Genomic DNA, 22,971 nt, shown 5'->3' on the forward strand with positions numbered 1-22,971 from the left:
TGGCTCGCGTGCGGCGCTGGACTTTTGTAGGGTAGTCGTGATTGGAGAGGCATGTCGACAGCCGAAGCCGTTCGTCTCGGCAGCGGTGCCGGGTACGCCGGCGACCGCATCGAACCCGCCGTCGAACTCTCCCGGGACGCCGGCCTGGACTACCTCGTGTTCGAGTGTCTCGGCGAACGCACCGTAGCATTGGCCGAGGAACGGCGGCGACGCGGCGACCCCGGTTACAACCCGCTCCTCGTCGACCGCTTCGACGCGGTCCTGGAGAACTGCGCGCGAAACGACATCACCATCGTCACCAACATGGGTGCGGCGGACCCGGACGCCGCCGCGGAGCGAACAGTCGCGTTGGCCGCCGACGCCGGGCTCGACGGCCTGCGTGTCGGCAGCGTCGCCGGGTCGAACGTCGCGGACCGCTTCGACGCGCTCGACGGGACGACGTTCGACGGTGAGCCCACGGAGGCGTACCGGGACCGGACGCTCGCGGCCCACGCCTACCTCGGCGCTGACCCCATCCGGAACGCCCTCGACGCGGACGCGGACATCGTTCTCACCGGTCGAGTGGCGGACTCCTCGTTGTTCCTCGCGCCGCTCCTCCACGAGTTCGACTGGGAGTTCCCGCACGACACCTCGTCGTCGCTCGTCGGGCAGGGCATCGCGGCGGGCCACCTTCTCGAATGCGCCGGCCAGGTGACGGGCGGCTACTACGCCGACCCCGGCCGCGCGGATGTCGAGGACCTCGCACACCTCGGGTTCCCGGTCGGCGAGGTCACGCCCGACGGCGACGTGACTATCACGAAACTCCCCGAGACCGGCGGCGAGGTAACCGTCGAGACGTGCACCCAGCAGTTGTTCTACGAGATTCACGACCCCAGCGAGTACCTTGTCCCCGACGGAGCCGTCGACTTTACCGAGGTGACGCTCACGGACGCCGGCCCGGACGCGGTGGCGGTCGCGGGCGCGGTTGCAGCGCCCCGGCCGGACACGCTGAAGGTCTCGCTCGGTTACGACGCGGGCTACCGCGGGGTCGGAGAGCTGTCGTACGCCGGACCGAACGCGCGCGGACGGGCAGAACTCGCGGGCGACGTGGTCCGTGAACGCCTCGACGTGCGCGGTGTCGACCCCGCCGACCTTCGCGTCGACCTCGTCGGCGTGGACTCGTTGCACGGCGATGTCGGCGATACTGACCCGTACGAGACGCGGTTGCGCGTCGCCGCGCGCGACGACGACCGGGAGACCGTCGCGGCCGTCGCACAAGAGGTTGAAACCCTGTACACAAACGGTCCCGCGGGCGGCGGTGGCGCGCGTACGGACGTGGAGAGCGTCGTGGGTATCGTGTCGACGCTCGTCGACCGCGCGACCGTCTCTCCGTCCGTGTCGGTGACGGAGGTGGAGCGATGACGACCGTGCGCGACCTCGCGCTGGTGCGCGCAGGCGACAAAGGAAACACGTCGAACGTCGTCGTGGTCGCGGACTCCGCTGCGGCCTACGACACGCTCGTGCGTGAACTGACGGAGGACCGCGTGTTCGAGCGGTTCGAGCACCTCGGCGCGGACGCGACCGAGCGATACGAGGTTCCGGCGACCCGGTCACTGAACTTCGTGGTCCGCGGGGTACTCGCGGGTGGTGTGACGACATCCCTGCGGGTCGACAGTCATGGGAAGGCTCTGTCGTCGCTCGTCGCCGGGATGTCCGTTCCGTAACTCGGCGTGCATGAACGACCCGAGGGGGAAGGGTCGGGTAGCGTCTGACGGGAGCGTCTGTCGGCGGTCCGCGTGACATGACGCATGATGGCAATGACGCTACCAAACAATCGTTATCAATCGAACCATTTATTACTTGGGGTTCGTCACCTAAATGTGGTGGGTTGCTACTTTACCTATTCGTATATCTGAGCACTGCCCGTCAGCGTTTACTCCACCTGCACACCGAACGACAGCGGTGGCCTCCAGCCCAGGTATAAACTCTAAATAGCTATATGAAATGTCTTCCGGGCGCGTTCGGGACACGTGTTGACAACCGGGCCACACCGCCGGGCTGCACGCACCACCCAGGAGAGATAATGCCAGCACCCTTGTTAGGATATCCCGGGTCCAACTCACGATCTGGAACGAGTCGTACTACTCGAACGACGTACGCGAGGCCGCTACAGGCCGTCGACGTACGCTTCGATCCGGTCGAGGGCGCGGCGCAGGTCGTCGAGGTCGGTCGCGTACGACACTCGGAGGTGTCCCTCGCCACCCACACCGAACACGTCGCCAGGAACGACCGCGACGCCCTGCTCGCGGAGGACGCCTTCCGCGAACTCCTCGGCGGTTTGTCCTTCGGGGACTTCGGGGAAGCAGTAGAACGCGCCCGTCGCCTCGAACACGTCCATCCCGATCTCGCGGAACCGCGAGAGAACGAACCGACGGCGGCGGTCGTAGCGCTCACGCATCGCCGCTACGTCGTCCTGGCACGACCGCAATGCTTCGATGCCCGCGTACTGTGCGGTGGTCGGCGCGGACAGCATCGTGTACTGGTGGATCTTGTTCATCGCGTTGATGGCGTCCGCGGGGCCGAGCGCGTACCCGAGTCGGAGCCCCGTCATCGCGTGCGACTTCGAGAACCCGTTGACGACGATAGTCCGCTCGCGCATCCCGTCCAGCGTGGCGATGGACGTGTGGTCGTCCTCGTACGTGAGTTCGGCGTAGATTTCGTCGGCGACCACGTTGATGTCGTGTTCCTGAACGAAGTCGGCAATCGGTTCGAGGTGCTCGCGCGACATGACCGCGCCCGTCGGATTGTTCGGGTAGCAGTACACGAGCAGGTCGGCGTCCGACGCGCCGGCGTCCCGGAGTGCGTCGACGGTCAAGCGGAAGTCGTCCGCTTCTCGGGTCGGCACGGGTAGCACCTCTCCGCCGGCGAAGACGACGCCGGGTTCGTAGGAGATGTACGCCGGTTGGGCGACCGCGACCGTGTCGCCGGGGTCGACGAACGCGCGGAACGCCAGGTCGATAGCTTCGCTCGCACCCGCCGTCACGACGACTTCCTCCGCCGGGTCGTAGGCGAGGTCGAACCGGTCGTCGACGTACCCCGTGATCTCCTCGCGGAGTTCGGGTTTCCCGCGGTTCGACGTGTACGACGTTCGGCCCTGTTCGAGCGATGCGATGGCGGCGTCGCGGGCGGCGAACGGCGCGCTGAAGTCGGGTTCGCCGACGCCGAGCGAGATGACGTCGTCGCGTTCGTCCGCGATTTCGAAGAACCGACGGATGCCCGACGGCGGCACGTCCTGCACGCGTTCGGAGAGTTCGAAGGACATGATTAGGGGGAGAAGGAGAGGCGGTCGTCCTCGCTGTCAGTGTCGAATTCGATGCCGTCCTCCTTGTAGGACGTCATCACGTAGTGCGTGACGGTCTGCGTTATTTCGGGGACGGGTGCGACTTCCTCGCTGATGAACCGTGACACGGATTCGAGGGAGTCGCCTTCGACTTCCATGTAGAAGTCGTAGTCGCCGCTGATGAGGCGGAGCGTCCGTACGCGCGGGAACTGCTGGAGGCGTTTCGCGATGTCGTCGTAGCCCGTTTCGCGGTCGAGTGAGACGTTCAGTTCGACTTCCGCGCGGACGCGTTCGTCGTCTACGCGACTCCAGTCCACGACGGCTTGATATCCGCGGAGGACGCCCGCTTCTTCGAGGTCTCGAATCGTGCGCTCGACCTCGTCTTCGTCGAGGTCGGTCAGTCGCGCGATGTCCTCGGCGGTGTACCGCGCGTTCTCTCGCAGGAGGTCGAGTACTTCGCGTCGGCGTCCGTTCATAATTGAGGGAATACGGGGCAGGGTTAAGCCGTTACCGCTCCCCGCCAGATATGCGAGGTCGTCGGGTCCCCTCGCCCCGCCCGTCTCTCGAAGGAATTCAGTATTACCGAACGGATGTGGGTGGTGCTGTGTCGAACGCCTGTTAACCGACGCGAAAACGTCCCGGTGAACGGAGATACGCGTGAGTGACGGAAGGCGGATGCTGCGGGCGAGTAGCTTGCGGACGGTGTTTCTCAGGGATGGCGTACGCTTCGACTACGCCCCATATGTATAACGATAGTACGAATGTTATTCTAGTGGTGCAACCACCGGTGTGCGAGTATTGTTCGACGATGCCGGACAGAGTGTTAGTGACAGAGTGGATATGGGTGCACTACTGGCGTTCCCATATAAATCGAGAACATCCCGCACACAGCTGTTCGGTATATCCGAACGCTACGAGTAGGCTGTTTTCACGCTAACGACCTTCGCAACTTGGCTCATCCGCTGGGGCAGGTCGTCGGTGAGGAAGGAGCCGTTGAACCGCGTTGTCGGCCCAGAGACGCTTATCGCAGCGGTGGACACGCCGTCGTCGTCGAGTATCGGTGCACCCACCGCACGCATCCCGTCTAGTTTCTCCTCCATGTTGAACGCGTACCCCTGTTCTCGCACCTCCGCGAGCTCCTCACGGAGCGCATCCGTGTCCACGAGCGACCGCTCAGTGACTTGCGCGAGTTCGCCGTCGATGAAGGACTCTCTGCGCTCCTCGGGTTGGAACGCGAGGTACGCCTTCCCGACCGCAGTTGTATGGAGATTCACCGTAGTGCCGATGTGGGAGTCCGTCTGGATGGCGTTCTCGCCCGTCGTCTGATAGATATAGACCCCCTGCCCGGCCTCCTCGACCATCACCTGTGCGCGTTCGCCGAGTTCCGCAACGAGGTCGTCCACTTCCGGCTTTACCGTCTCGTAGAGGCCGTAGCGGCTTCGAGCGTAGTCCCCGAGGTCGAGGAACTGGAGGCTGAGCCGATACTCGCCGTCGTCGCGGACGACGTACCCGCCGCGTTCGAGGCTGTCGAGGTAGCCGTGAACCGTGCTCTTCGGGAGGGCGAGACCGTCTGCCACGGCCGTCACGCCGGACGCCCCTTCCGTCCGTAAGTGGTTGATAATGTCGAACGTGCGGCCGACTGCCTGCACCGGCAGGCCCGTGTCGGATGGGTCGGCTGTCATACGTTACCTTGGTAGGCGGTATAGAAAAATATGCGGGGTTCGTTCGTCAATGCCGAACGCTAGTCGGAGAGCGCGTCCGCAATCGTGGCGACGGAGTGGCTCGCGGGTGCGTCCAGCACCGTCGTCGCGCGTTCCGCGTCGTCCAACGCGAGCGCACAGCACCGTTCGAACTTCCGGCTCAGCGCCGCCTCGGACAGCGGATCCGCGTGATCGCCGCGGGGGACCCGACGCACCGCGGACACCGTTCGACCGTCGACGGTAACCGCTACCCGCGCACCCCACTCGGTGGGGAACCGGTCCTCGAACTCGGCGTCGGTGTGGACGAACACGCGGTCCGCGAGCGCCTGTACGGAGTCCTCCGCGATCGCGTCCGACGTGAAGTGTTCGAACGCGACGGCCCCGCTCACGAGCTGGCGTGCGAGCACGTAGGGGATGGAGAACTTCGCGCTCGTGAACGTCTCCGGCGACTGATGGTTCATCGCAACGGCGTTCCCGAACGTGTACACGTCCACGCGCTCCACATCGGCGGCGTCCACGTCTTCGGGGAGGTCGACGAGCGCGTCCAGCGCCGGATGCGTGTACCGGCACGACGGATACGGCTTGAAGTAGTTCCGCCGTATCTCCCACGTTTCGCCGAGTTCCGCGAACAGACGGTCGAACTCGCCGTCGTCGAGTAGGTCACGGAGCGGGTCGTACACGTCCGTCACGCCCGATTCAGCCCCCGTAACACCCGCCTCGGCGACGAGCGGAACCGTCGTCCCCGCCTGTGCGGAGAACCCCGCGGTGAAGTTCCGCGACGGAGCGCCCTCCTCGTAGGGGTCGTGCATCGAGACGACCGCGAGGTTCGCCGCCGTTCGGAACGCGTTCCGGAGCGCGTCGTCGGTCAGTCCGCGGCAGAGCGCGCCCGCGAGCGCCGGTCCGACTGTCGTCCACGTGGAGTGCGGGTCGCGGATCACCCACTCCGTCGCCTCGCTCAACTCCGCTTTCATCGCGAAAATAGCGTACTCCAGCCGGACGACGACCTCGTACGCCTTCACGCACGCGTCGACGAACGTCTCCCCGTCCACGTCCGCGGTTTCGCCGAGCGCCAGCGCGCCCGCGACGACGCTCGTTCCGACGTGCCCGCCCTCGTTGTGCCCCTCCTCCACCTCCTGTGCGATACCGGCGGTGGCGTTGACCAACGCTGCCTGCCCGGGATCGAGACGCCGACCCGACCCGAGAGCGGTTGCCGGACCCGCGGAGAACGCGGCGGTCCGGCCGACCGCGTCCACGGAGTCGACCGTCGACCCGGCGACCATCGCCGCCAACACGTCGGCGACGACCCGTTCGCCGTGTTCTCTGACCGCCGGCGGAACGGTCGTCTGTTCGAGGAACCGATACACGTCAGCCTCCCACGCTCGGACCGGATGAACTGTCTCAGTTGTCATGGTGGTACGTCGCCGCTGTAGCGCGGCGTTCGTGTAGGGCGACTCCGGCAAGGTGTATAAAGCCGCCCCACGGCTGCTACGACAGCTTTACGGTCTCGCACGTTAGCTGTTAGCACGATGAGTGAGTTAGAGTCAGTCACGCTCTCCGATGCGGCGTCGGAGGTCGTGACGGCGGACGAAGTTTCGTGGGACGTGTCGACGGACGTACTCGTCGCTGGTGGCGGCGGAACGGGGCTGGTCGCCGCGCTCGCGGCGTCAGACGCCGACGACCGCACTATTACTGTCTTCGAGAAGTCCGAGTCAGTCGGCGGGAACACTGCGCTCTCGACGGGAATGGTTCCGGCAGCCGGAACCAGAATGCAGGCCGACGCGGGTATCGAGGAGACGCCCGCGGACATGGCACGGGATATTCTCGAAAAGAACGCCCACGAGGCCGACGAGGAGATGGTGCATCACCTCGCCGAGGAAAGCCGGCATCTCGTTCACTGGCTCGTGGACGACTGGGATATCACGCTAAACCTCGTGGACGATTTCCGATACCCGAAGCACTCGGAGTACCGTATGCACGCTCCCGCGGGCCGGAACGGCGAGAACCTCGTCGCGGAACTCGAAGCGCGTGTGCGGGAGACGGAGAACATCGAGCTACTCACGAACGCGCCCGTACGGAAACTCGTCGCAAACGAGGGGCGTGTCGTCGGTGCTATCGTCGGGGACCGACGGACGGAAGCCGTCGCGGCGGACGCCGTCATCCTCGCGACGGACGGGTTCGGCGGGAACCGGGAGATGGTTCGCGAACACCTCGACGACGCGATCGAGCGCGCGCTCTACTTCGGAACGGACGGCAACACGGGCGACGGGATTCGCTGGGGGCACGCGCTCGGGGGAGAACTCGCTTGCATGGACTCCTATCAGGGTCACGCGACGGTGTCCAGTCAGACCGGCGCGCTCTCCACGTACGCGGTCGTGATGAACGGCGGCATCCTCGTGAACGAGCACGGCGAACGCTTCGGGAACGAATCGAAGGGCTACTCGGAGTTCGCCATCGACGTGCTCCAACAGCCGGACGGAATCGCGTACGAAATCTTCGACGAACGCATCTACGAGCGCTTGGTGGGCGCGTTCGACGACTTCGACCGCGCGGACGACCTCGGCGCGTACAAGCGCGCCGACTCTCTCGACGCGCTCGCCGAGCGCCTCGGTTGTGACCCGGAGACGACGGTGGAGACGGTTGCCGCGTACAACGACGCGGTGACGGCCGACGAGCCGGACGCCGTCGGCCGGACCGACGGGAGGCACACGCTCAGCGAACCCTTCTACGGCGCGAAAGTCACGGGGTCGTTGTTCCACACGCAGGGCGGCCTCGTGGTGGACGGCCACGGGCGCGTCCAGCGCACCGACGGCTCGGTCGTCGACGGCCTCTACGCCGGCGGCGGGTCCGCTGTCGGTATCAGCGGGCACGGCGCCGGCGGCTACCTCTCCGGGAACGGCCTCACGACCGCGCTCGGACTGGGCCGTCTCGCGGGAATCCACGCCGGCGAACGGCTCGGAGCGGAGTGATGAGTCGAAGTCGTCTCAGGGGCGTCGTCGAGGAGTTCTTCGAGCGGATGGCCGACGACGACCGCCGAGAGACGGTCGGCGAGCTGTTCGTTACGGACGCCGTTATCACCCTCCCGGGTGCGACGTTCTCGGGTCCGGACGCACCCCAGGAGATGCTCGCGCACTTCGCGCCCCGGTACGAGTGGGCGGCGAAAGAGTTCGACCGGTGGTACGTCGATGTGGACAGGAACGCGGTCGTCAGCGTTGGAACGCTCAACGGCGTCGACATCGACGGCGCGGAGTTCGCGGGTGTCCGATACACGGACGTGTACGAGGTGCGGGACGGCCGTATCGCGCGCCTGGACGTCTACAACGACCTCGCCGACGACGGCGTGGTGGACGTATGACCGAGCGAACCGGCGTCCTGTTCGCGCTCCGCGACGACCTCGACCTCGTGCAGCGAGCGGAAACCCTCGGGTACGAGAGCGTCTGGGCCGCGGAGGGCCAGGGAAAGACGGCGTTCGGGAAGCTCGAACGATGGGCGGCCGTGACGGAGGATATCGAACTGGCGACGGGAATCGTCAACGTGTTCTCGCGCACGCCCGCGGCCCTCGCGCAGGCAGCCGCCACGCTCGACGACCACTCCGGCGGCCGCGCGATTCTCGGCCTGGGCGTCGCACACCCCGGCGTCGTCGAGGGGTTCCACGGCTGCGAGTTCGAGCGTCCGCTCGCGCGAATGGAGGAGTACATCCGACTCGTCCGCCGGTACCTCGCGGGAGACCCGCGCGGCTTCGACGGCGAGTTCTTCTCCCCGGCCCGAACGGCGTTCTGGGAGGCGTTCGACCCCGTTCGCGCCGAGATACCGATATACAACGGCGCGCTTGGACCCGGGAACGTCCGGTTGACCGGGATGTACGCCGACGGCTGGATCCCGAACCTCTATCCGCTCTCCGAGTTCGAGACCGCACGGTCGTGGTTGGAGACGGGCGCGGAACGCACCGGCCGTGCCGTCGCGGACGTGGACATCGCGATGTACGTGCTCGCGGCCGTTGACGACGACCCCGCGGTCGCCCGGCGGGCGGTCGCGGAGCACGTGGCGTACTACCTCCGGGATATCCCGGGTTACTACGGGCGTGTCGCGGAGAACGCGGGGCTTGACCGGGAGGTTTCGGCGGTTCGGGATGCGCCGACGACGGCGGCGGGCGCGGACGAACTCGGCGATGAGTTCTTGGACCGCGTCGCTATCTGGGGGACGCCGGCGGAGGCGCGGTCTGATCTTCGGACGCTTCGAGAGGCTGGCGTGGCGCTACCGATCATGCGCGCACCGTCGGGCGCGGACCGAGCGCTCGTGGAGCGAGTTCTCGAGACGTTCGCTCCGCGGCCTGCGTGACGCCGCCGCGTCGTCCCCCGGTCGATGACGTAATTTTATGCCGCTCCGGCGCGCAGGTGTGAGTGATTACCACTCATGACAGAGCGAATCTGGGAGGACTTGCTAACGGAGCGCGACGAGCAAGTCATCTCGAAAGCGGGCTACGACAAGGAGGGCGCGTCCTCTTGGGAGTCGCGGGGGCTCGGCGAGAACCCCGCGGTTCTCGTCATCGATATGCAACGCCTCATCGTCGGTGAGGACGAACCCATTCTCGACGCCATCGAGGAGTATCGGACGGCGATGGGGGAGGTCGCGTGGGACGCCATCGATGCCATCGACCCCTTCCTCGACTTCGCGCGCGGCCACGATATTCCCGTGATGTACACGCGCGTCGTGCCGTCGAGCTACGACGACCCGTCGCATCCCGACCTCGATATCGTCGACCCAGTCGCCCCCGAGGACGGTGAGACGGTCGTCGATAAGTCCTACGCGAGCGCGTTCTACGGGACTGACTTGCTCTCGCGGCTCGTTCGGAACGGCCACGACAGCGTCATCATCGTCGGGAACTCCACGAGCGGGTGCGTGCGGGCGACTGCTATCGACGCGAAGCAGAACGGCTTCGACGTGCTCATTCCCCAGGAGTGCATCTTCGACCGTATCGAGGCGTCGCACAAGATCGGGTTGCTCGACCTCTGGATGAAGTACGCGGAAGTCCTGGAGACCGAGGAGGTCGAGGAGTACGTCGAAGCGCTCGGGGGTGAGTGAGTTGGCGTACGACCTCGTCGTGAAGAACGGAACCGTCGTCACACCCGAACACGGAACGTTCGAAGCTGATGTGGCCGCGGAGGACGGGAAAATCGCGGCCGTCGCGCGGACCGGGTCGCTCTCGGGCGAGACCGAAGTGGACGCGACCGGCAACCACGTGCTTCCCGGCGCCATCGACCCGCACACGCACCACGGGATTTACCGGGGGTTGGAGGCGGACGCGGAGTCCGAATCTCGCTCCGACCTCGTCGGCGGCGTCACCACCATCGGGAACTACTTCCGGCGACCCGGCGCGTACGCCGACATCATGGACGACTACTTCGCCGACGCCGAGGCGAACTACTACCACGACTACTTCTTCAGCCTCGGCCTGCTCTCCTTCGACCACATCGACGAGATTCCATACATCGTGGAGGAGCTCGGCATCACATCCTTTAAGTGGTACATGAATTACAAGTACGTCGCGTCGGAGAAGTTCGGCGTCGACTGCGAAATGCGCGACGACTTCGGGGACGCCTTCATTCAAGCGCTCGCCGACATCGACGCGCCGACGACGCTCGGCTATCACTCCGAGAACGTCGAGATAACGAACTCGCTCGGCGACAACCCCTACCTCGACACGGAGCGGGACGACGAGAGCGAGTATCGGCCGTACCAGACGCTCGTCGACCAGTTCCCCGGCTACGCGGAGACCCAGAGTATGGTGTCGGGCGCGTCGCTCGCGAAACAGCACGACTACGACGACGACTTCTACGCCGTCCACATCTCGTCCGGACAGACCGCGGACGAACTCGCCGCGCTCCGGGACGCCGGCTACCGGCTCACGGGCGAGACGTGCACGCACTACCTCACGCTCACCACCGAGGAGTGCGACGAGCGCCACAACGTCAACCCGCCCGTTCGCTCGAAGGACGACCAGGAGACGCTGTGGGAGCGCGTCGCCGACGGCACGATCTCCACCATCGGGACGGACCACTGCGCGAACCTCGCGGCGGACAAGATCGGCGAGGACGTGCCGGACAGCCTCCCCGGATTCCCGAGTTCTGCGACGATGCTCCCCCTCATCCTCTCAGTGGGCGTGAACGAGGGCCGGATTTCGCTCGAACGCGCGGTCGAAATCACGTCCACGAACACCGCGAAGGCGTTCGACCTCTACCCGAAGAAGGGCAGTATCCGCGTCGGGGCGGACGCGGACCTCGTCGTCGTCGACCTCGACGAGACCAAAACGGTCACGCCCGACCTTCTCAAGGGCGGGGCTGACTACTCGCCCTACGAGGGTCGGGACGTGACTGGCTGGCCGACGCACACCGTCGTGCGCGGCGAGCTCGCGTACGACCGCGGCGACATCGTCGGGGAACCCGGTCACGGAACGCACATCGACCGCCCCATCTGAGCACCCACCGTTTCACAGTACATATGATAGATACGAACGACACAGACGCTACTGGACCGCTCGACGGCCTTCTCGTCGTCGAGGCCGGCACGATGATTTCCGCCGGCACGACCGGCCGCCTGCTGGCTGACTTCGGCGCGACGGTCGTGAAAGTCGAACACCCCGAGACGGGCGACCACCTCCGCCATTTCGGCCCGCAGGCCGACGGTACGGGTCTCTGGTGGAAGTACCTCGGGCGGAACAAGCAGTCCGTGACCCTCGACGTCTCCGGGCCGGACGGCCGCACGGTCTTCGAGGACCTCGTGAGCGAGGCGGACGTACTCCTCGAGAACTTCCGGCCGGGGACGCTCGAGAAGTGGGGGCTCGCGCCCGAGTCGCTCCGCGAACGCAACGAGGACCTCGTCGTCCTTCGCATCAGTGGGTTCGGACAGGACGGCCCGTATTCGAGCCGTCCCGGGTTCGGCACGCTCGCGGAGTCGATGAGCGGGTTCGCGTACCTCAACGGCTTCGAGGACCGGCCGCCGCTCCTCCCACCGACCGGTCTCGCCGACAGCGTCGCCGCGATGTTCTCGACGTTCGCGGTGATGTTCGCGCTCTGGGAGCGCGAGGTGAACGGCGGGACGGGACAAGTCATCGACACCAGCCTCGTCGAACCGATTTTCTCCATTCTCGGCCCGCAGCCGCTCCGGTACGACCAGCTGGACGAGGTCGAGGAGCGCGCGGGGAACCGCTCGACGTCCTCCGCGCCCCGGAACGTGTACGAGACCGGGGACGGCCGGTACGTCGCCATCTCCGCGTCCACGCAGCCGACGGCGATACGGGTGTTCGAGGCCATCGACCGGCCCGACTTGACGGACGACCCGCGGTTCGCGGACAACGAGTCCCGCCTGGAGAACGTCGAGGAACTCGACGCCATCATTCAGGACTGGATGGACGAGCGCTCCCGCGAGGAGGTTCTCGACGTGTTCGAGGAGACCGGTGCGACCGTCGCCCCGATTTACAACGTCGCGGACATCGTCGAGGACGAACACTACCAAGCGCGGGACGCGCTCGTGGACGTTCCGGACGACGAACTCGGGTCGGGCACCGTCCAGAACGTCGTCCCGAAGTTCAGCGACACGCCGGGCGAGGTCACGCACCTCGGCCCGCGGAAGGGCGAGCACAACGACGCGGTCTACGGCGGGCTTCTCGGGTACGACGACGAGACGCTCGACGACCTGCGCGCGGCGGAGGTGATCTGAGTGGCGCTCTCGCTCCCCGACGACGTTACCGTCGTCGAGATGCTGCCGCGGGACGGCTTCCAGCGCCTCGACGAGTTCGTCCCCACCGACGAGAAGGTCGAACTCATCAATCAGCTGTCGACGACCGGCGTCGACGAAATCGAGTTCACGTCGTTCACGCACCCGAAGGCCGTGCCGAACCTCCGCGACGCGGACGAAGTCGCGGCGCGCATCGACCGACACGAGGACGTGACGTACCGCGCGCTCGTCCCGAACACGACAGGGATGAAGCGCGCGCTCGACGCCGGCGTCGATAAGGTGAACGCGCTCGTCACGGTCAGCGAGTCGTACAGCGAGAAGAACCAGAACATGAGCACGGAAGAAATCCTGCAGGAGGTCGAGGGAATCGTCGACCTCGCCGCGGGGACCGACGTGGTCGTCGAGGCGGGTATCGGCACGAGCTTCTACTGTCCCTACGAGGGCCGTATCCCCGAAGAGCGAACGCGCTCCGTCGTCGAGCGCGTAGTCGAGGCGGGCGTCGACGAAGTGACGCTCGCGACCACGATGGGGCTCGCGAACCCCGTGCAGGTGGAGTCGATGTTCTCGGCCGTGCTGTCGCGGTGGCCCGGCCTCGATGTCGGCCTCCACCTCCACGACACGAACGGGATGAGTCTCGCGAACACGCTCACCGCGATGCAGTGCGGTGTCGACCGGTTCGACGCCTCCGTGTGCGGGCTCGGCGGCGGCGTCGTCCTTCCCGACGGCCTCTCCGGCGTCGGGAACACGCCGACGGAGGACCTCGCACAGATGCTGGCGGAGATGGGTGTCGAGAACTCGCTTGATTTCGACCGCGTGGAATCGGTCGCCCACGAAATCAGCGACGAACTCGGGCTCGGCGCGACCAGTCACGTCCTGATGGGCGGGACGGTCGACGGCGTGCTCGACACGGTCGCGGAAAGCGAACGGAGGAACCCATGACGGACAAGACGATGGCGGAGAAAATACTCTCCCGGAAGTCGGGAGCGGACGCACAGGCGGGTGACTACGTGGAGGCGTCGGTGGACGCGATGCTGACGCACGACGTCACCGGCCCGCTCACGTTCGAGGTGTTCCGAGAGGTCACCGACGGCGAAGGGCCGCTCGCGGACCCCGAGAACACCGTCATCACTATCGACCACCACGCGCCCGCGGACGGCGTGGACGCCGCGAACAACCACAACAAGGTCCGGGAGTTCGCGGAGGAGTTCGGGGCCGTCCAGTACGAGGTCGGAGACGGCATCTGCCATCAGGTCCTCGTTGAGGACGGGTTCGCGGAACCGGGCGACCTCGTCATCGGCGCGGACTCCCACACCACCACACACGGCGGCCTCGGCGCGTTCGGAACCGGCGTCGGGTCCACCGACCTCGGAACGGCGTTCGCGACGGGCGACCTCTGGTTTCGGGTGCCCGAGTCCATCCGGTTCGAAGTGCACGGCGACCTGCCGGACGGCGTGTACGCGAAGGACCTCATCCTGAAGTTCATCGGGGATGTCGGGTTCGACGGCGCGACCTATATGTCCGCGGAGTACGGCGGGTCCGCGGTATCGGCGTTGCCGATTCACGAACGCCTCGTGCTCTCGAACATGGCTATCGAGATGGGCGGGAAGGCGGGTATCGTGGAACCCGATGAGCGCACGGCGGCGTTCCTCGCGGCGCAAACGGGTCGCGACCCCGACTCGTTCGACGTGTCGCTCGCCCCGGACGCGGACGCCGACTACGAGGCGGTGCACACGTATCGCGCCGAATCCCTCGAACCGCAGGTGTCGAAGCCGTCGAACCCCGAGAACGCCGTTCCCGTCGGGGAGGTTACGGGGACAGAAATCGACCAACTGTTCGTCGGCACGTGCACGAACGGCCGGTACGAGGACATCCGTATCGTCGCGGACATCCTGGACGGTGAGACGCTCGCGCCGAACACGCGGATGGTCGTCGTTCCGGCGTCGAAACGCGTCTACCGGCGAATGCTCGACACCGGCATCTTCGAGACGTTCGTGGACGCGGGCGCCATCGTCCAGAGCGCCGGCTGTGGGCCGTGCTTCGGGACGCACGACGGCGTGCTCGGGGAGGACGACGTCTGTCTCGCGACCGCGAACCGGAACTTCCCCGGTCGCGAGGGTGCGATGGGGAGCGAGGTGTATCTCGCCAGTCCCGCGACCGTCGGCGCGTCCGCCCTCTACGGCGAAATCACGGACCCGCGGTCGGTGTCGCTCGAACGCTACGACGATGCCGTGGTCGCGGACCAGGAGGTGTCGCCGTGACCGACCGCGACGCCGCCGACCCCGGGCGCGCGTGGACGTTCGGCGACGACATCGATACCGACCAGATAATCCCCTCGCGGTTCCTCGTCTCCAGCGACCCCGTCGAACTCGGCGAACACGCGTTCAACGACCTCCGCCCGGAGTTCTCGGAGAACGTCGCCGCGGGCGACTTCGTCGTTGGCGGGACGAACTTCGGGAGCGGGTCGAGCCGCGAACACGCCCCCATCTCCCTCGTCGGCGCGGGGGTCGCGGGCGTCGTCGCCGAGTCGTTCGCCCGCATCTTCTTCCGGAACGCCATCAACATCGGGCTCCCCGTCCTCATCTGCCCCGACGCCGGCCGTATCGAGGACGGCGACCGCATCCACATCGAAATCGCGAACGGGCGCGTCGTGAACCACACGACCGGCGAGACGTACGACGCCGACCCCCTCCCCGAGTTCCTTCAGGAGCTCGTCGACCAGGGCGGGCTCAAGCCGTACACGCGAAAGAAACTGGAATCGGACGCGTAGCGAACGCGTACCGCACACGCTTTTGGTCCCGTCCGCAGTATCGTGCGTATGGTTTCGACGCTACGGGCAGCGATTGAGCGTGACGAGCTTCTGATGGCGATCGGTGCGTGGGACGCCTTGACGGCCCGAATGGCCCAGCAGGCCGGTGCGGAGGCCGTGTACATGTCCGGGTCGTGTGTCTCCTCGTCCGTCCACGGCGGCCCCGACGTGGGGTTGACGACGATGACGGAGATGGTGGACCGCGCCCGCCAGATCGCGGGCGTTCTCGACGTCCCGCTCATCGCCGACGCCGACACCGGCTATGGGAACGCCGTCAACGTCCGGCGAACGGTGACCGAGTACGAGCGTGCGGGCGTGAACGCCATTCAACTGGAGGACCAGGAGTTCCCGAAGAAGTGCGGGCACTTCGAGGGAAAGCGCGTCGCGCCCGCCGGCGAGTTCGCGGCGAAGGTCGAGGCCGCGACGGACGCGCGGGAGAGCGAGGACTTCCTCGTCATCGCGCGCACCGACGCGCTCGCGACCGACGGCGTGGACGCCGCTATCGAGCGCGCGAACCTCTATCGGGAGGCGGGCGCCGACGTGCTCTTCGTGGAGGCCCCGACCGACAGCGACCAGATGGAACGTATCACGAAGGCGGTGGACGGCCCGCTCGTCGCGAACATGGCCGCGAAGGGGAAGACGCCGCCCCTGCCGGCGGACGTTCTCACCGACATCGGGTACGACCTCGCTATCTATCCGTCGGACGCGTTCAAGGCCGCGCTGAAGACGATTCAGGACGTGTACGAGACGGTCATCGACGACCGAAGTCAGGAGGCCGTGCTCGACCGCATGGTCGAGTGGGAAGAACGCGACGACATCACGAACCTCGGCGAGGTTTCGGCGTACGAGGAGCGATACGAGGAACTCGAACGCAAGTACCAGGACGCGTTCGAGAACTAGGCGCGCACCGCGTCGATGTACTGCTGGAACCCGCGTCGGAGGTCGTACCGCGGTTCGAACCCGAGGTCGGTCTCGATTGCGGTCGTGTCGAGGCGCTGCGTCCACGGGAGCGTGCCGTCGTCACTGACCGTGATGTCCGTCTCGTCGAGCAGCTCGCGGACGGTTCCGGCCGCCTCACGAACGGTGGCGAGCGGGCCGCGAACGTTGTATATGCGCCGCGTGAGTGCGGACGCGTCGGCGACCGTGGCGAGGTAGAACGCGCGGGCGGCGTCCACGACGTGAAGCCACGCGAGCGGCTGGTCGCCGTACCGAATGGAGACCGACTCGCCGCGTGCGGGACGCTCCACGAGGTCGCTGAACACGCTCGAACTGCCAGTCTCTCGGTGCGGGCCGTAGACGAGCGTCGGGCGAAGCGCCACGTCGTCGACGCCGTCGGTGTCGCGGAAGACGCGTGCCTGTTCCTCGCAGTAGGCTTTCGTCGCGCCGTACAGCGTCACCGGGTCGTAGAGCGCGTCCTCGTCCACCCACCAGTCGTCGTCCGCGGTCTCGTCGCTGTCCGCGTACCGGTCCGCGGGCGCGTAGACGGTTGCGGAGGACGCCCAGACGAGGCGGTCGACTCCCGGTACGGACGCCGCGGCCTCGAACACGTTGCACGTCCCCGCGATGTTGACGGTGTGCGCGGCCCGCGGGTCCGTCTCGGTGGTGTCCGAGAGGACCGCTGCGAGGTGGACGATTCGTGACGCGCCGGACTCCCGGACCGCCGTCGCGACGTCCTCGGCGTCCGTCACGTCCCCGGCGCGGATTCGCACGTCGTCCGCGACACCGAGTGCGCGGAGGACGCTGTCGTCAGTCGACGTGTCGTACGCCACGACATCGTGGTCGTTCGCGACGAACTCGGCGGCGACGTGCGCGCCGATGAAGCCGGTGCCGCCCGTGACCAGAACAGTATCCATATCGGGATATCCACGAACCGCGGATAAGAAGCTTCGGACGCGGAAAAAGAAGAGTTACTCCTGGGCGGGCGGCTCGTCGTCGTCCGCGCTGCCGCGTTCCGCGTCATCCCGCCACCAGAAGACGTACTTCTTCAGGGAGATGACGCCGTTCGGGAGGAGGACGGCGACGAGGACGAGCGCCAGGCCGTACACGATCGTGTTGAGTCCGGGCGTGTCCGGGAAGGAGATCCGGAAGAACTCGCTCAGCGGGAAGACGAGGAACGCACCGAGGATAACGCCGACGACGCTCCCGGTTCCGCCGACGATGGCGGGGAGGAGGATTTCGACGTTCTGCGAGATGCCGAACACGGTCGAGGGCCGCACGAGCGTGAGGTACATACTCCAGAACGCGCCCGCCCACGCGGTGAAGAAGGCGGAGACGCCCATCGCGAACATCTTGTTCGCGAACGGGGAGATGCCGAGGCTCGCGGCCGCGTCCTCGTTCTCGCGGATGGCGAAGAGGTAGAGACCGATCTGCGAGTGCTTGATGAGCCAGGCGGCGACGGTGACGACGAGCAGGAAGGCGAGGATGACGAAGTAGTAGGGGAGCGTCTCCTCGAACTGCATCGCGGCTAACCCGAACTCCGCGCCGTAGTCCCTCGGGAACGGACGGTAGATTCCGACTGCGCCTCCGAGTTCCGAGATGTTCTGTACCGCCGATTGCAAGAGGAGCGCGACGGCGAAGGTCGCGAGCGCGAAGTAGTGCCCGCGGAGGTTGTACCGGAAGTTCAGGTAGCCGACGACGAGTCCGATAGCGGCGGCGACGAGGCCGCCGACGAGTAGCCCCAGCCAGGGGTTGATGGCGAACTCGACGCTCAGGTAGCTCGTCGTGTACGCGCCCGCACCGAAGTACGCGGCGTGTCCGAACGAGAAGTAGCCGGTGTATCCGGAGATGATGTTCCACGCCTGGCCCGCGGTCGCGTAGACGACGGTGACGATGAGGATGTTGACGCTCAGGAACGCGCCGAGGCTGAGACCGAGGAACGAGTAGTCGAGGAGGAACGGGAGTGCCGCGAGGACGGCGAACCCGAGGCCGCCTTTCACGAGTGGCGCGTACCACGCGTCGTTCGCGCGGGCGTACGCCCCACGAAGTCCGTCGGTCATTGTTCACCCTCCGTTCCCAAGAGCCCAGTCGGTTTGAAGTACAGCAACAGCACGAACAAGCCGAAGATGAGTACTTCGTTCACAGTTCCTGGGAGGTAGTACCGGCCGTACGCTTCGATGATTCCGATGATGAGGCCGCCCACCAGCGCGCCGGGGAACGACCCGAGACCGCCGAGGATGACGATGATGAACGACATCACGAGGTACGTCTCGCCGACGAACGGGTCGAACGGCGAGAACAGGATGATGGTCCCGCCGGCGAGTCCGGCCATCGCGCTCCCGATGCCAAACGTGAGGTAGTCGATGCGTGGGACGTCGATTCCCATGTACCAGGCCGCGTCGCGGTTGTCCGCGGTCGCGCGGATCGCGCGTCCGAGTTCCGTGTAGTGGAGGAACACCCAGGACGCGCCGATGGCGGCGACCGAGATGATGAGCGCGTACAGTTGCGTCGCGGGGAGGAGCGCTCCGAAGAGCTCGTACTCTCCCATCTGGAGGTTCAGCGACCGGGGGTCGGCGCCCCAGATTAGCTCGAACGCGGCGAGCAGGATGAAGGAGATGCCGAGCGTGACGATGAACTGGTTCTCCTCGGGAGCGTCGATTATCGGTTCGATGGTGAGCCGGCTCACGATGACGCCGATGCCGAAGAGGACGAACGCGGCGACGAGAATCGTGAGGAACGGCGAGATGCCGAAGGTGGTGGCTACCCACCACGAGCTGTACATCCCGGCGACGAGGAACGAGCCGTGCGCGAAGTTCACGACGTCCATCACGCCGAAAATCATCGTCAACCCGAGGGCGGCGAGCGCGTAGATACCGCCCATCAGCAGTCCGAACAGGAGGAGCTGGAACAGTAACGGGTCGAGGTTCAGTACGTCATCGATGAAACTCGCGAGCGGCGCGAAAAGGGTGAGTGGGGCGAGACGAGCGATCATAGATGCGTGGGTAATCGAGTGTTCGGTGGGTGTTCGAGCGGGCGCAGCATCTAGAACTGCGCTTCAGTCTGTGCGTACTCCTGTGGGTAGACGAGGTTCGCCTCCAGGTTCTGAACTTGGTGGATCGGTGTGATGGCGTTCGCGTTCTCGCCGTCTTCCCGGAAGCTGATTTCGGGCATTGCGGCGGGGTGGTCGGCGACGGTGACGGTGTTGAGCGCGTCCTTGATTGCGGTGGGGTCGTCCGTCCCGGCTTCTTCGATGGCGTGTGCGATCGTGATGATGACGGCGTAGCTCATCGACGTGTGGACGACTTCGAGCGGGTCGCCGAACTGCTCTCGGTAGTCCGCGAAGATGGTGTCCGTCCAGTCGAGGCTGAAGTTGAAGTCGTAGTTGTTCCCGAGCCCGCCGTTGACGAACGTCCCGATTTCGGAGATGACTTGTTCGGACGTGAACGTCGGCGTGGAACAGCCCGTGAGAAGCGAGGGCCTGTAGTTCACGTTCTGTAGGGAGTTCATCATCTTGATGCCGCCGTTCCCGTAGCCGATGAAGATGAGTGCGTCCGGGTCGTTCTGTTTCGCCTTCGTCGCCTCGGTGTCGAGGCTGGCCTGTCCGAACGAGTATGCGTCGGAGAAGAGTACTTCGACGCCGTTGTTCGGGAGTTCGGACTGAAGCGTCTCGTGAATGGACTGGCCGAACGCGTTGTTCAGGTAGACGATGCCGGCGGTGTCGTACGTCTGGTCGTTGTTCCGCGCGAGGGTAGGGACGAAATCCGCGTAGTTGGTTGCGAACCGGGTTGCGTTCGGGGAGACGCGGAACGCGTACTCCATCTGGCGTTCCTGGAGGATGCGGTTCGCGACGGAGACGTCGATGACGTGCGGGACTTGTTCGCGTTCCGCGACCTGGGTCGCGGAGAGCGTGACGGGCGAGGAGTAGCAGCCGGTGATGGCGACCGCGCCCGCGTCGATGAGTTGCTGTTCGACTTCGCCACCGAGCTCCTGACTGCCTTCGTTGTCGCCGGTCTCGACGGTGAGCTGGGCGCCGTCGAGGCTGGGAATGCCGCCGTCGCCGAAGCCGGGGGCGGTGCCGTCGTTGACGTGCATCGCGGCGAGCCGTGCGCCGCGAGACATCGCTGTTCCCGCGCGAGAGAGGCCGCCCGATAGGGGGTGGTTCGCGCCGACCACGACTTCGTCGGGACTGGTGTCGGCCGTGCCAGTGGTTGTTGTGCCGTCGGTGGTGCCGTTCCCGTCGCCACTGTTGTTCGAACAGCCAGCGAGTGCGGTGAGCGTGCCGGCGCCAACCGTGGCGAGGTAGGTACGTCTATCCGTGAGGATACTCTTGCTATCGTTTGTCATGGGTTGACGAGTAGCAAGTTTCTTCCGCCAGTATATAAAGATTGGTCCATTAAATCTGGTGAGGATTCGTTCATCGAATGACTAGATGGCGATACTCGAAGTTCTGTCAAGAGAGACTGGTCAACGCTTATCACACTCGCCACTAATCAGCGAATATGTTCGTCAAACCGGTCAACCCGGAGCGAGTGGACTGGGAGTCAACGGTCGACTTCGCCGTCGTCGGCGGTGGCGGGTGTGGTCTCTCCGCCGCCGCGACCGCGAGCGCCCACGACTGCGAAGTCGTTCTGGTGGAGAAATCGGACACGCTCGGCGGGAAGGCGCGCGTCGCGACCGGCCAGGTCTGCGCCGTCGACTCGGAACTCCAACGCGACCGCGGTATCGACGACGACCCCGAGGACTTTCTCGAAGACCTCACAGCACAGCAGACCGTGGAGTCCGCAGGTGAGTACGAACTCAATCACGCGCTCGTAACCGCCGTGGCGCGCCGGTCCGGCGAGACCATCGACTGGCTGATGCGGGATGTCGGCGCCGACTTCGCCCTCCACACGGGCCAATTCGAGATGGCGGGCCACCGCGTCCACCGGACGCACTATCCGGTTCGGGACGACGGCGTCATCCCGCGCGCCGGCGAACCGGTCATCGAGAAACTCCACGAAACGGCAGCCGAACAGGGTGTCGACATCCGAACCGAGTTCCCCTGCGACCAGCTGGTAGTAGACGAAAACACGAACGAGGTTATCGGCATCGCGTCGAAGGAGAACCCGACGCCCGTGCCACGCCGACAAACCGTTCACATGATTCGCGCGGACAACGTCCTCCTCGCGTGCGACGGGTTCGGCGCGAACCCCGAACTCATCGCCGACCGTTTCCCGGAGCTCAGCGACCTCGACTACTGGGGGACCCGCGAGAACACGGGCGACGCCGTTCGGATGGCCAACGAACTCGGCCTCGGCCTCGACGAACCGCTCTACGACCTCCACGGCCCGTTCACCGTTCCAGAGGGCGTCTATCTCCCGAACGAACTCGTCAAGGCGGGTTCCATCATGGTCAACGAGTCGGCACGGCGGTTCATGGACTGCGGGAACGTCCCGTACCGCGTGATGGACATGCACCTGATGGAGGAGGAGAACGGCACGGGGTACATCGTCTTCGACCGGTCCATCGTGGACGTGTTCCTCGAGGAGGCGCTCACCCGCCACCAGTTCACGTACCTGCTCGACGAGGAGTGCTTCGACGTCACGGAGTCGATTGAGGGGCTTGCGGCGGCGTACGGACTCGACGCGGACGCGCTCGCCGACACTATCGGGACCGTGAATCGGGCAGCCGCCGACCCGGACGCCGACGTTCCGTTCGGCAGGGAGTATCCGCACGAACTCACACCACCGTTCTACTCCGCGAAAATCCGGCCGATGTACGTGAAGGCCCGGCAGGGCATCCTCGTGAACGAGCGGATGCAGGCTCGGCGCAGAGACGGGGGCGTCGTGGAGAACCTCTACGCGGGCGGGAACGCCTCCGAGAGCCTGGAGGCCGGCGACCCGAACGCGTACATCCCCGGTATGGACCTGATGACCGCGTTCACTGAGGGGCGTATCGTCGGCGAACGCGTCGGCGCACAGTACGATGACTGACGCCGAAACCGAACTCGCGGCGTTCGCGGCCGACCTGACCCGCGAGTCGATTCCGCCGGCTGTCCGGTCGCACGCGCGGCTCGTGGTCGCGGACACCACGGCGGCCATCATCGGTGGCTCTACGGACCCGGCTGTCTCCGCGTTCGTGGAGGAGACGTGTGCGTCCGTTCCGGGTCCGGCGACGGTCGTCGGGCACGGGACGCGAACGACCCGGTACGTCGCGGCGCTCGCGAACGGTGCGGCGGGCACGGTGCTCGAACTGGACGAGGGACACAAGTACGCCGCCGGCCACCCCGCGATTCACGTCCTACCCGCCCTGCTCGCGGAGGCGGAAACGTCCGACGGAAGTCGTGCGGACTTCCTGACGGCGTTCGTTGCGGGGTACGAAACCGCGGCGCGTGCCGGCCGCGCCTGCTACCCGCTCGCGGACGGCTATCATCCACACGGCGTCTGGGGTGCGGTCGGCGGCGCGGTCGCGGTCGCTACCTACCGCGGGTACGACGCGGA

At 66.0% G+C, this 22,971-nt stretch carries 22 protein-coding genes; 14 read left to right on the plus strand and 8 right to left on the minus strand.

The annotated features are described in order from the left end of the window. Positions 1 to 51 precede the first annotated feature (51 nt). Both U3A55_RS07120 and U3A55_RS07125 read left to right on the plus strand, forming a co-directional pair. A complete protein-coding gene (locus U3A55_RS07120; RefSeq protein ID WP_330990791.1) occupies positions 52 to 1,401 on the plus strand; it encodes an acyclic terpene utilization AtuA family protein in 1,350 nt (449 codons plus the stop codon). Further along, entirely contained in the window at positions 1,398 to 1,703 is a 306-nt protein-coding gene (locus U3A55_RS07125; protein ID WP_330990792.1) for an AtuA-related protein, read from the plus strand. The genes U3A55_RS07120 and U3A55_RS07125 overlap by 4 nt, the downstream gene beginning before the upstream one ends. 443 nt (positions 1,704 to 2,146) lie before the next feature. Here U3A55_RS07125 and U3A55_RS07130 read toward each other — a convergent pair whose 3' ends face one another. The 4 genes from U3A55_RS07130 to U3A55_RS07145 form a co-directional block, all read right to left on the minus strand. Then, on the minus strand, positions 2,147 to 3,301 hold the full coding sequence (locus tag U3A55_RS07130) for a pyridoxal phosphate-dependent aminotransferase (RefSeq protein ID WP_330990793.1): 1,155 nt from the start codon (positions 3,299 to 3,301) through the stop codon (positions 2,147 to 2,149). Positions 3,302 to 3,303: 2 nt separating this feature from the next. After that, positions 3,304 to 3,795, minus strand: a complete 492-nt coding sequence (locus U3A55_RS07135) for an Lrp/AsnC family transcriptional regulator (protein ID WP_330990794.1) — start codon at positions 3,793 to 3,795, stop codon at positions 3,304 to 3,306. Positions 3,796 to 4,230: 435 nt separating this feature from the next. Continuing rightward, complete coding sequence (locus tag U3A55_RS07140) at positions 4,231 to 5,001, minus strand: IclR family transcriptional regulator (RefSeq protein WP_330990795.1); 771 nt, start codon at positions 4,999 to 5,001, stop codon at positions 4,231 to 4,233. 59 nt (positions 5,002 to 5,060) lie between these two features. Next, complete coding sequence (locus U3A55_RS07145) at positions 5,061 to 6,428, minus strand: MmgE/PrpD family protein (protein ID WP_330990797.1); 1,368 nt, start codon at positions 6,426 to 6,428, stop codon at positions 5,061 to 5,063. Positions 6,429 to 6,545: 117 nt separating this feature from the next. Here U3A55_RS07145 and U3A55_RS07150 point away from each other — a divergent pair, with 117 nt between their 5' ends. The 10 genes from U3A55_RS07150 (at position 6,546) to U3A55_RS07195 (ending at position 16,456) form a co-directional block, all read left to right on the plus strand. Continuing rightward, positions 6,546 to 7,985, plus strand: coding sequence for an FAD-dependent oxidoreductase (locus U3A55_RS07150; RefSeq protein WP_330990798.1), 1,440 nt, complete (start codon positions 6,546 to 6,548; stop codon positions 7,983 to 7,985). Beyond that, on the plus strand, positions 7,985 to 8,371 hold the full coding sequence (locus tag U3A55_RS07155) for a nuclear transport factor 2 family protein (protein WP_330990799.1): 387 nt from the start codon (positions 7,985 to 7,987) through the stop codon (positions 8,369 to 8,371). The genes U3A55_RS07150 and U3A55_RS07155 overlap by 1 nt, the downstream gene beginning before the upstream one ends. Further along, positions 8,368 to 9,354, plus strand: coding sequence for an LLM class flavin-dependent oxidoreductase (locus tag U3A55_RS07160; RefSeq protein WP_330990800.1), 987 nt, complete (start codon positions 8,368 to 8,370; stop codon positions 9,352 to 9,354). The genes U3A55_RS07155 and U3A55_RS07160 overlap by 4 nt, the downstream gene beginning before the upstream one ends. 75 nt (positions 9,355 to 9,429) lie before the next feature. Then, the gene (locus tag U3A55_RS07165) at positions 9,430 to 10,098 is read left to right on the plus strand and encodes an isochorismatase family protein (protein ID WP_330990801.1); all 669 of its coding nucleotides are present in this window, start codon (positions 9,430 to 9,432) and stop codon (positions 10,096 to 10,098) included. 1 nt (position 10,099) lies between these two features. Then, positions 10,100 to 11,491 (plus strand): dihydroorotase, encoded by a 1,392-nt coding sequence (locus U3A55_RS07170; RefSeq protein ID WP_442978286.1) that lies wholly within the window; start codon positions 10,100 to 10,102, stop codon positions 11,489 to 11,491. 23 nt (positions 11,492 to 11,514) lie between these two features. Continuing rightward, positions 11,515 to 12,732 (plus strand): CaiB/BaiF CoA transferase family protein, encoded by a 1,218-nt coding sequence (locus U3A55_RS07175; protein ID WP_330990803.1) that lies wholly within the window; start codon positions 11,515 to 11,517, stop codon positions 12,730 to 12,732. Continuing rightward, positions 12,733 to 13,689, plus strand: a complete 957-nt coding sequence (locus U3A55_RS07180) for a hydroxymethylglutaryl-CoA lyase (RefSeq protein WP_330990804.1) — start codon at positions 12,733 to 12,735, stop codon at positions 13,687 to 13,689. Further along, entirely contained in the window at positions 13,686 to 15,008 is a 1,323-nt protein-coding gene (locus U3A55_RS07185; RefSeq protein ID WP_330990805.1) for a 3-isopropylmalate dehydratase large subunit, read from the plus strand. The genes U3A55_RS07180 and U3A55_RS07185 overlap by 4 nt, the downstream gene beginning before the upstream one ends. Next, positions 15,005 to 15,517: a 3-isopropylmalate dehydratase small subunit gene (locus tag U3A55_RS07190; protein ID WP_330990806.1), complete on the plus strand. Its 513-nt coding sequence runs from the start codon at positions 15,005 to 15,007 to the stop codon at positions 15,515 to 15,517. The genes U3A55_RS07185 and U3A55_RS07190 overlap by 4 nt, the downstream gene beginning before the upstream one ends. A gap of 48 nt (positions 15,518 to 15,565) precedes the next feature. Next, the gene (locus U3A55_RS07195; RefSeq protein ID WP_330990807.1) at positions 15,566 to 16,456 is read left to right on the plus strand and encodes an isocitrate lyase/PEP mutase family protein; all 891 of its coding nucleotides are present in this window, start codon (positions 15,566 to 15,568) and stop codon (positions 16,454 to 16,456) included. On the opposite strand, the gene U3A55_RS07200 is transcribed toward U3A55_RS07195, so the two are convergent. From U3A55_RS07200 to U3A55_RS07215, 4 genes are read right to left on the minus strand one after another with little or no spacing between them, the layout of a single operon-like run. Then, positions 16,453 to 17,409, minus strand: a complete 957-nt coding sequence (locus U3A55_RS07200) for an NAD-dependent epimerase/dehydratase family protein (RefSeq protein ID WP_330990808.1) — start codon at positions 17,407 to 17,409, stop codon at positions 16,453 to 16,455. The two genes, U3A55_RS07195 and U3A55_RS07200, sit on opposite strands and share 4 nt — an antisense overlap. Positions 17,410 to 17,463: 54 nt before the next feature. Continuing rightward, positions 17,464 to 18,552: a branched-chain amino acid ABC transporter permease gene (locus U3A55_RS07205; protein WP_330990809.1), complete on the minus strand. Its 1,089-nt coding sequence runs from the start codon at positions 18,550 to 18,552 to the stop codon at positions 17,464 to 17,466. Continuing rightward, positions 18,549 to 19,484 (minus strand): branched-chain amino acid ABC transporter permease, encoded by a 936-nt coding sequence (locus tag U3A55_RS07210; protein WP_330990811.1) that lies wholly within the window; start codon positions 19,482 to 19,484, stop codon positions 18,549 to 18,551. Before U3A55_RS07210 ends, U3A55_RS07205 begins: the two co-directional genes overlap by 4 nt. Positions 19,485 to 19,534: 50 nt before the next feature. Then, on the minus strand, positions 19,535 to 20,836 hold the full coding sequence (locus U3A55_RS07215) for an ABC transporter substrate-binding protein (RefSeq protein ID WP_330990812.1): 1,302 nt from the start codon (positions 20,834 to 20,836) through the stop codon (positions 19,535 to 19,537). Positions 20,837 to 20,991: 155 nt separating this feature from the next. Between U3A55_RS07215 and U3A55_RS07220 the strand changes: the two genes are divergently transcribed. Then, entirely contained in the window at positions 20,992 to 22,464 is a 1,473-nt protein-coding gene (locus U3A55_RS07220) for an FAD-dependent oxidoreductase (protein ID WP_330990813.1), read from the plus strand. Further along, on the plus strand, positions 22,457 to 22,971 hold a 515-nt coding region (locus U3A55_RS07225), incomplete at its 3' end, for an MmgE/PrpD family protein (RefSeq protein WP_330990814.1). The genes U3A55_RS07220 and U3A55_RS07225, both read left to right, overlap by 8 nt.

Source organism: Salarchaeum sp. III (genome assembly GCF_036418315.1).
In the GTDB taxonomy this organism is placed as follows: Archaea; Halobacteriota; Halobacteria; order Halobacteriales; family Halobacteriaceae; genus Salarchaeum.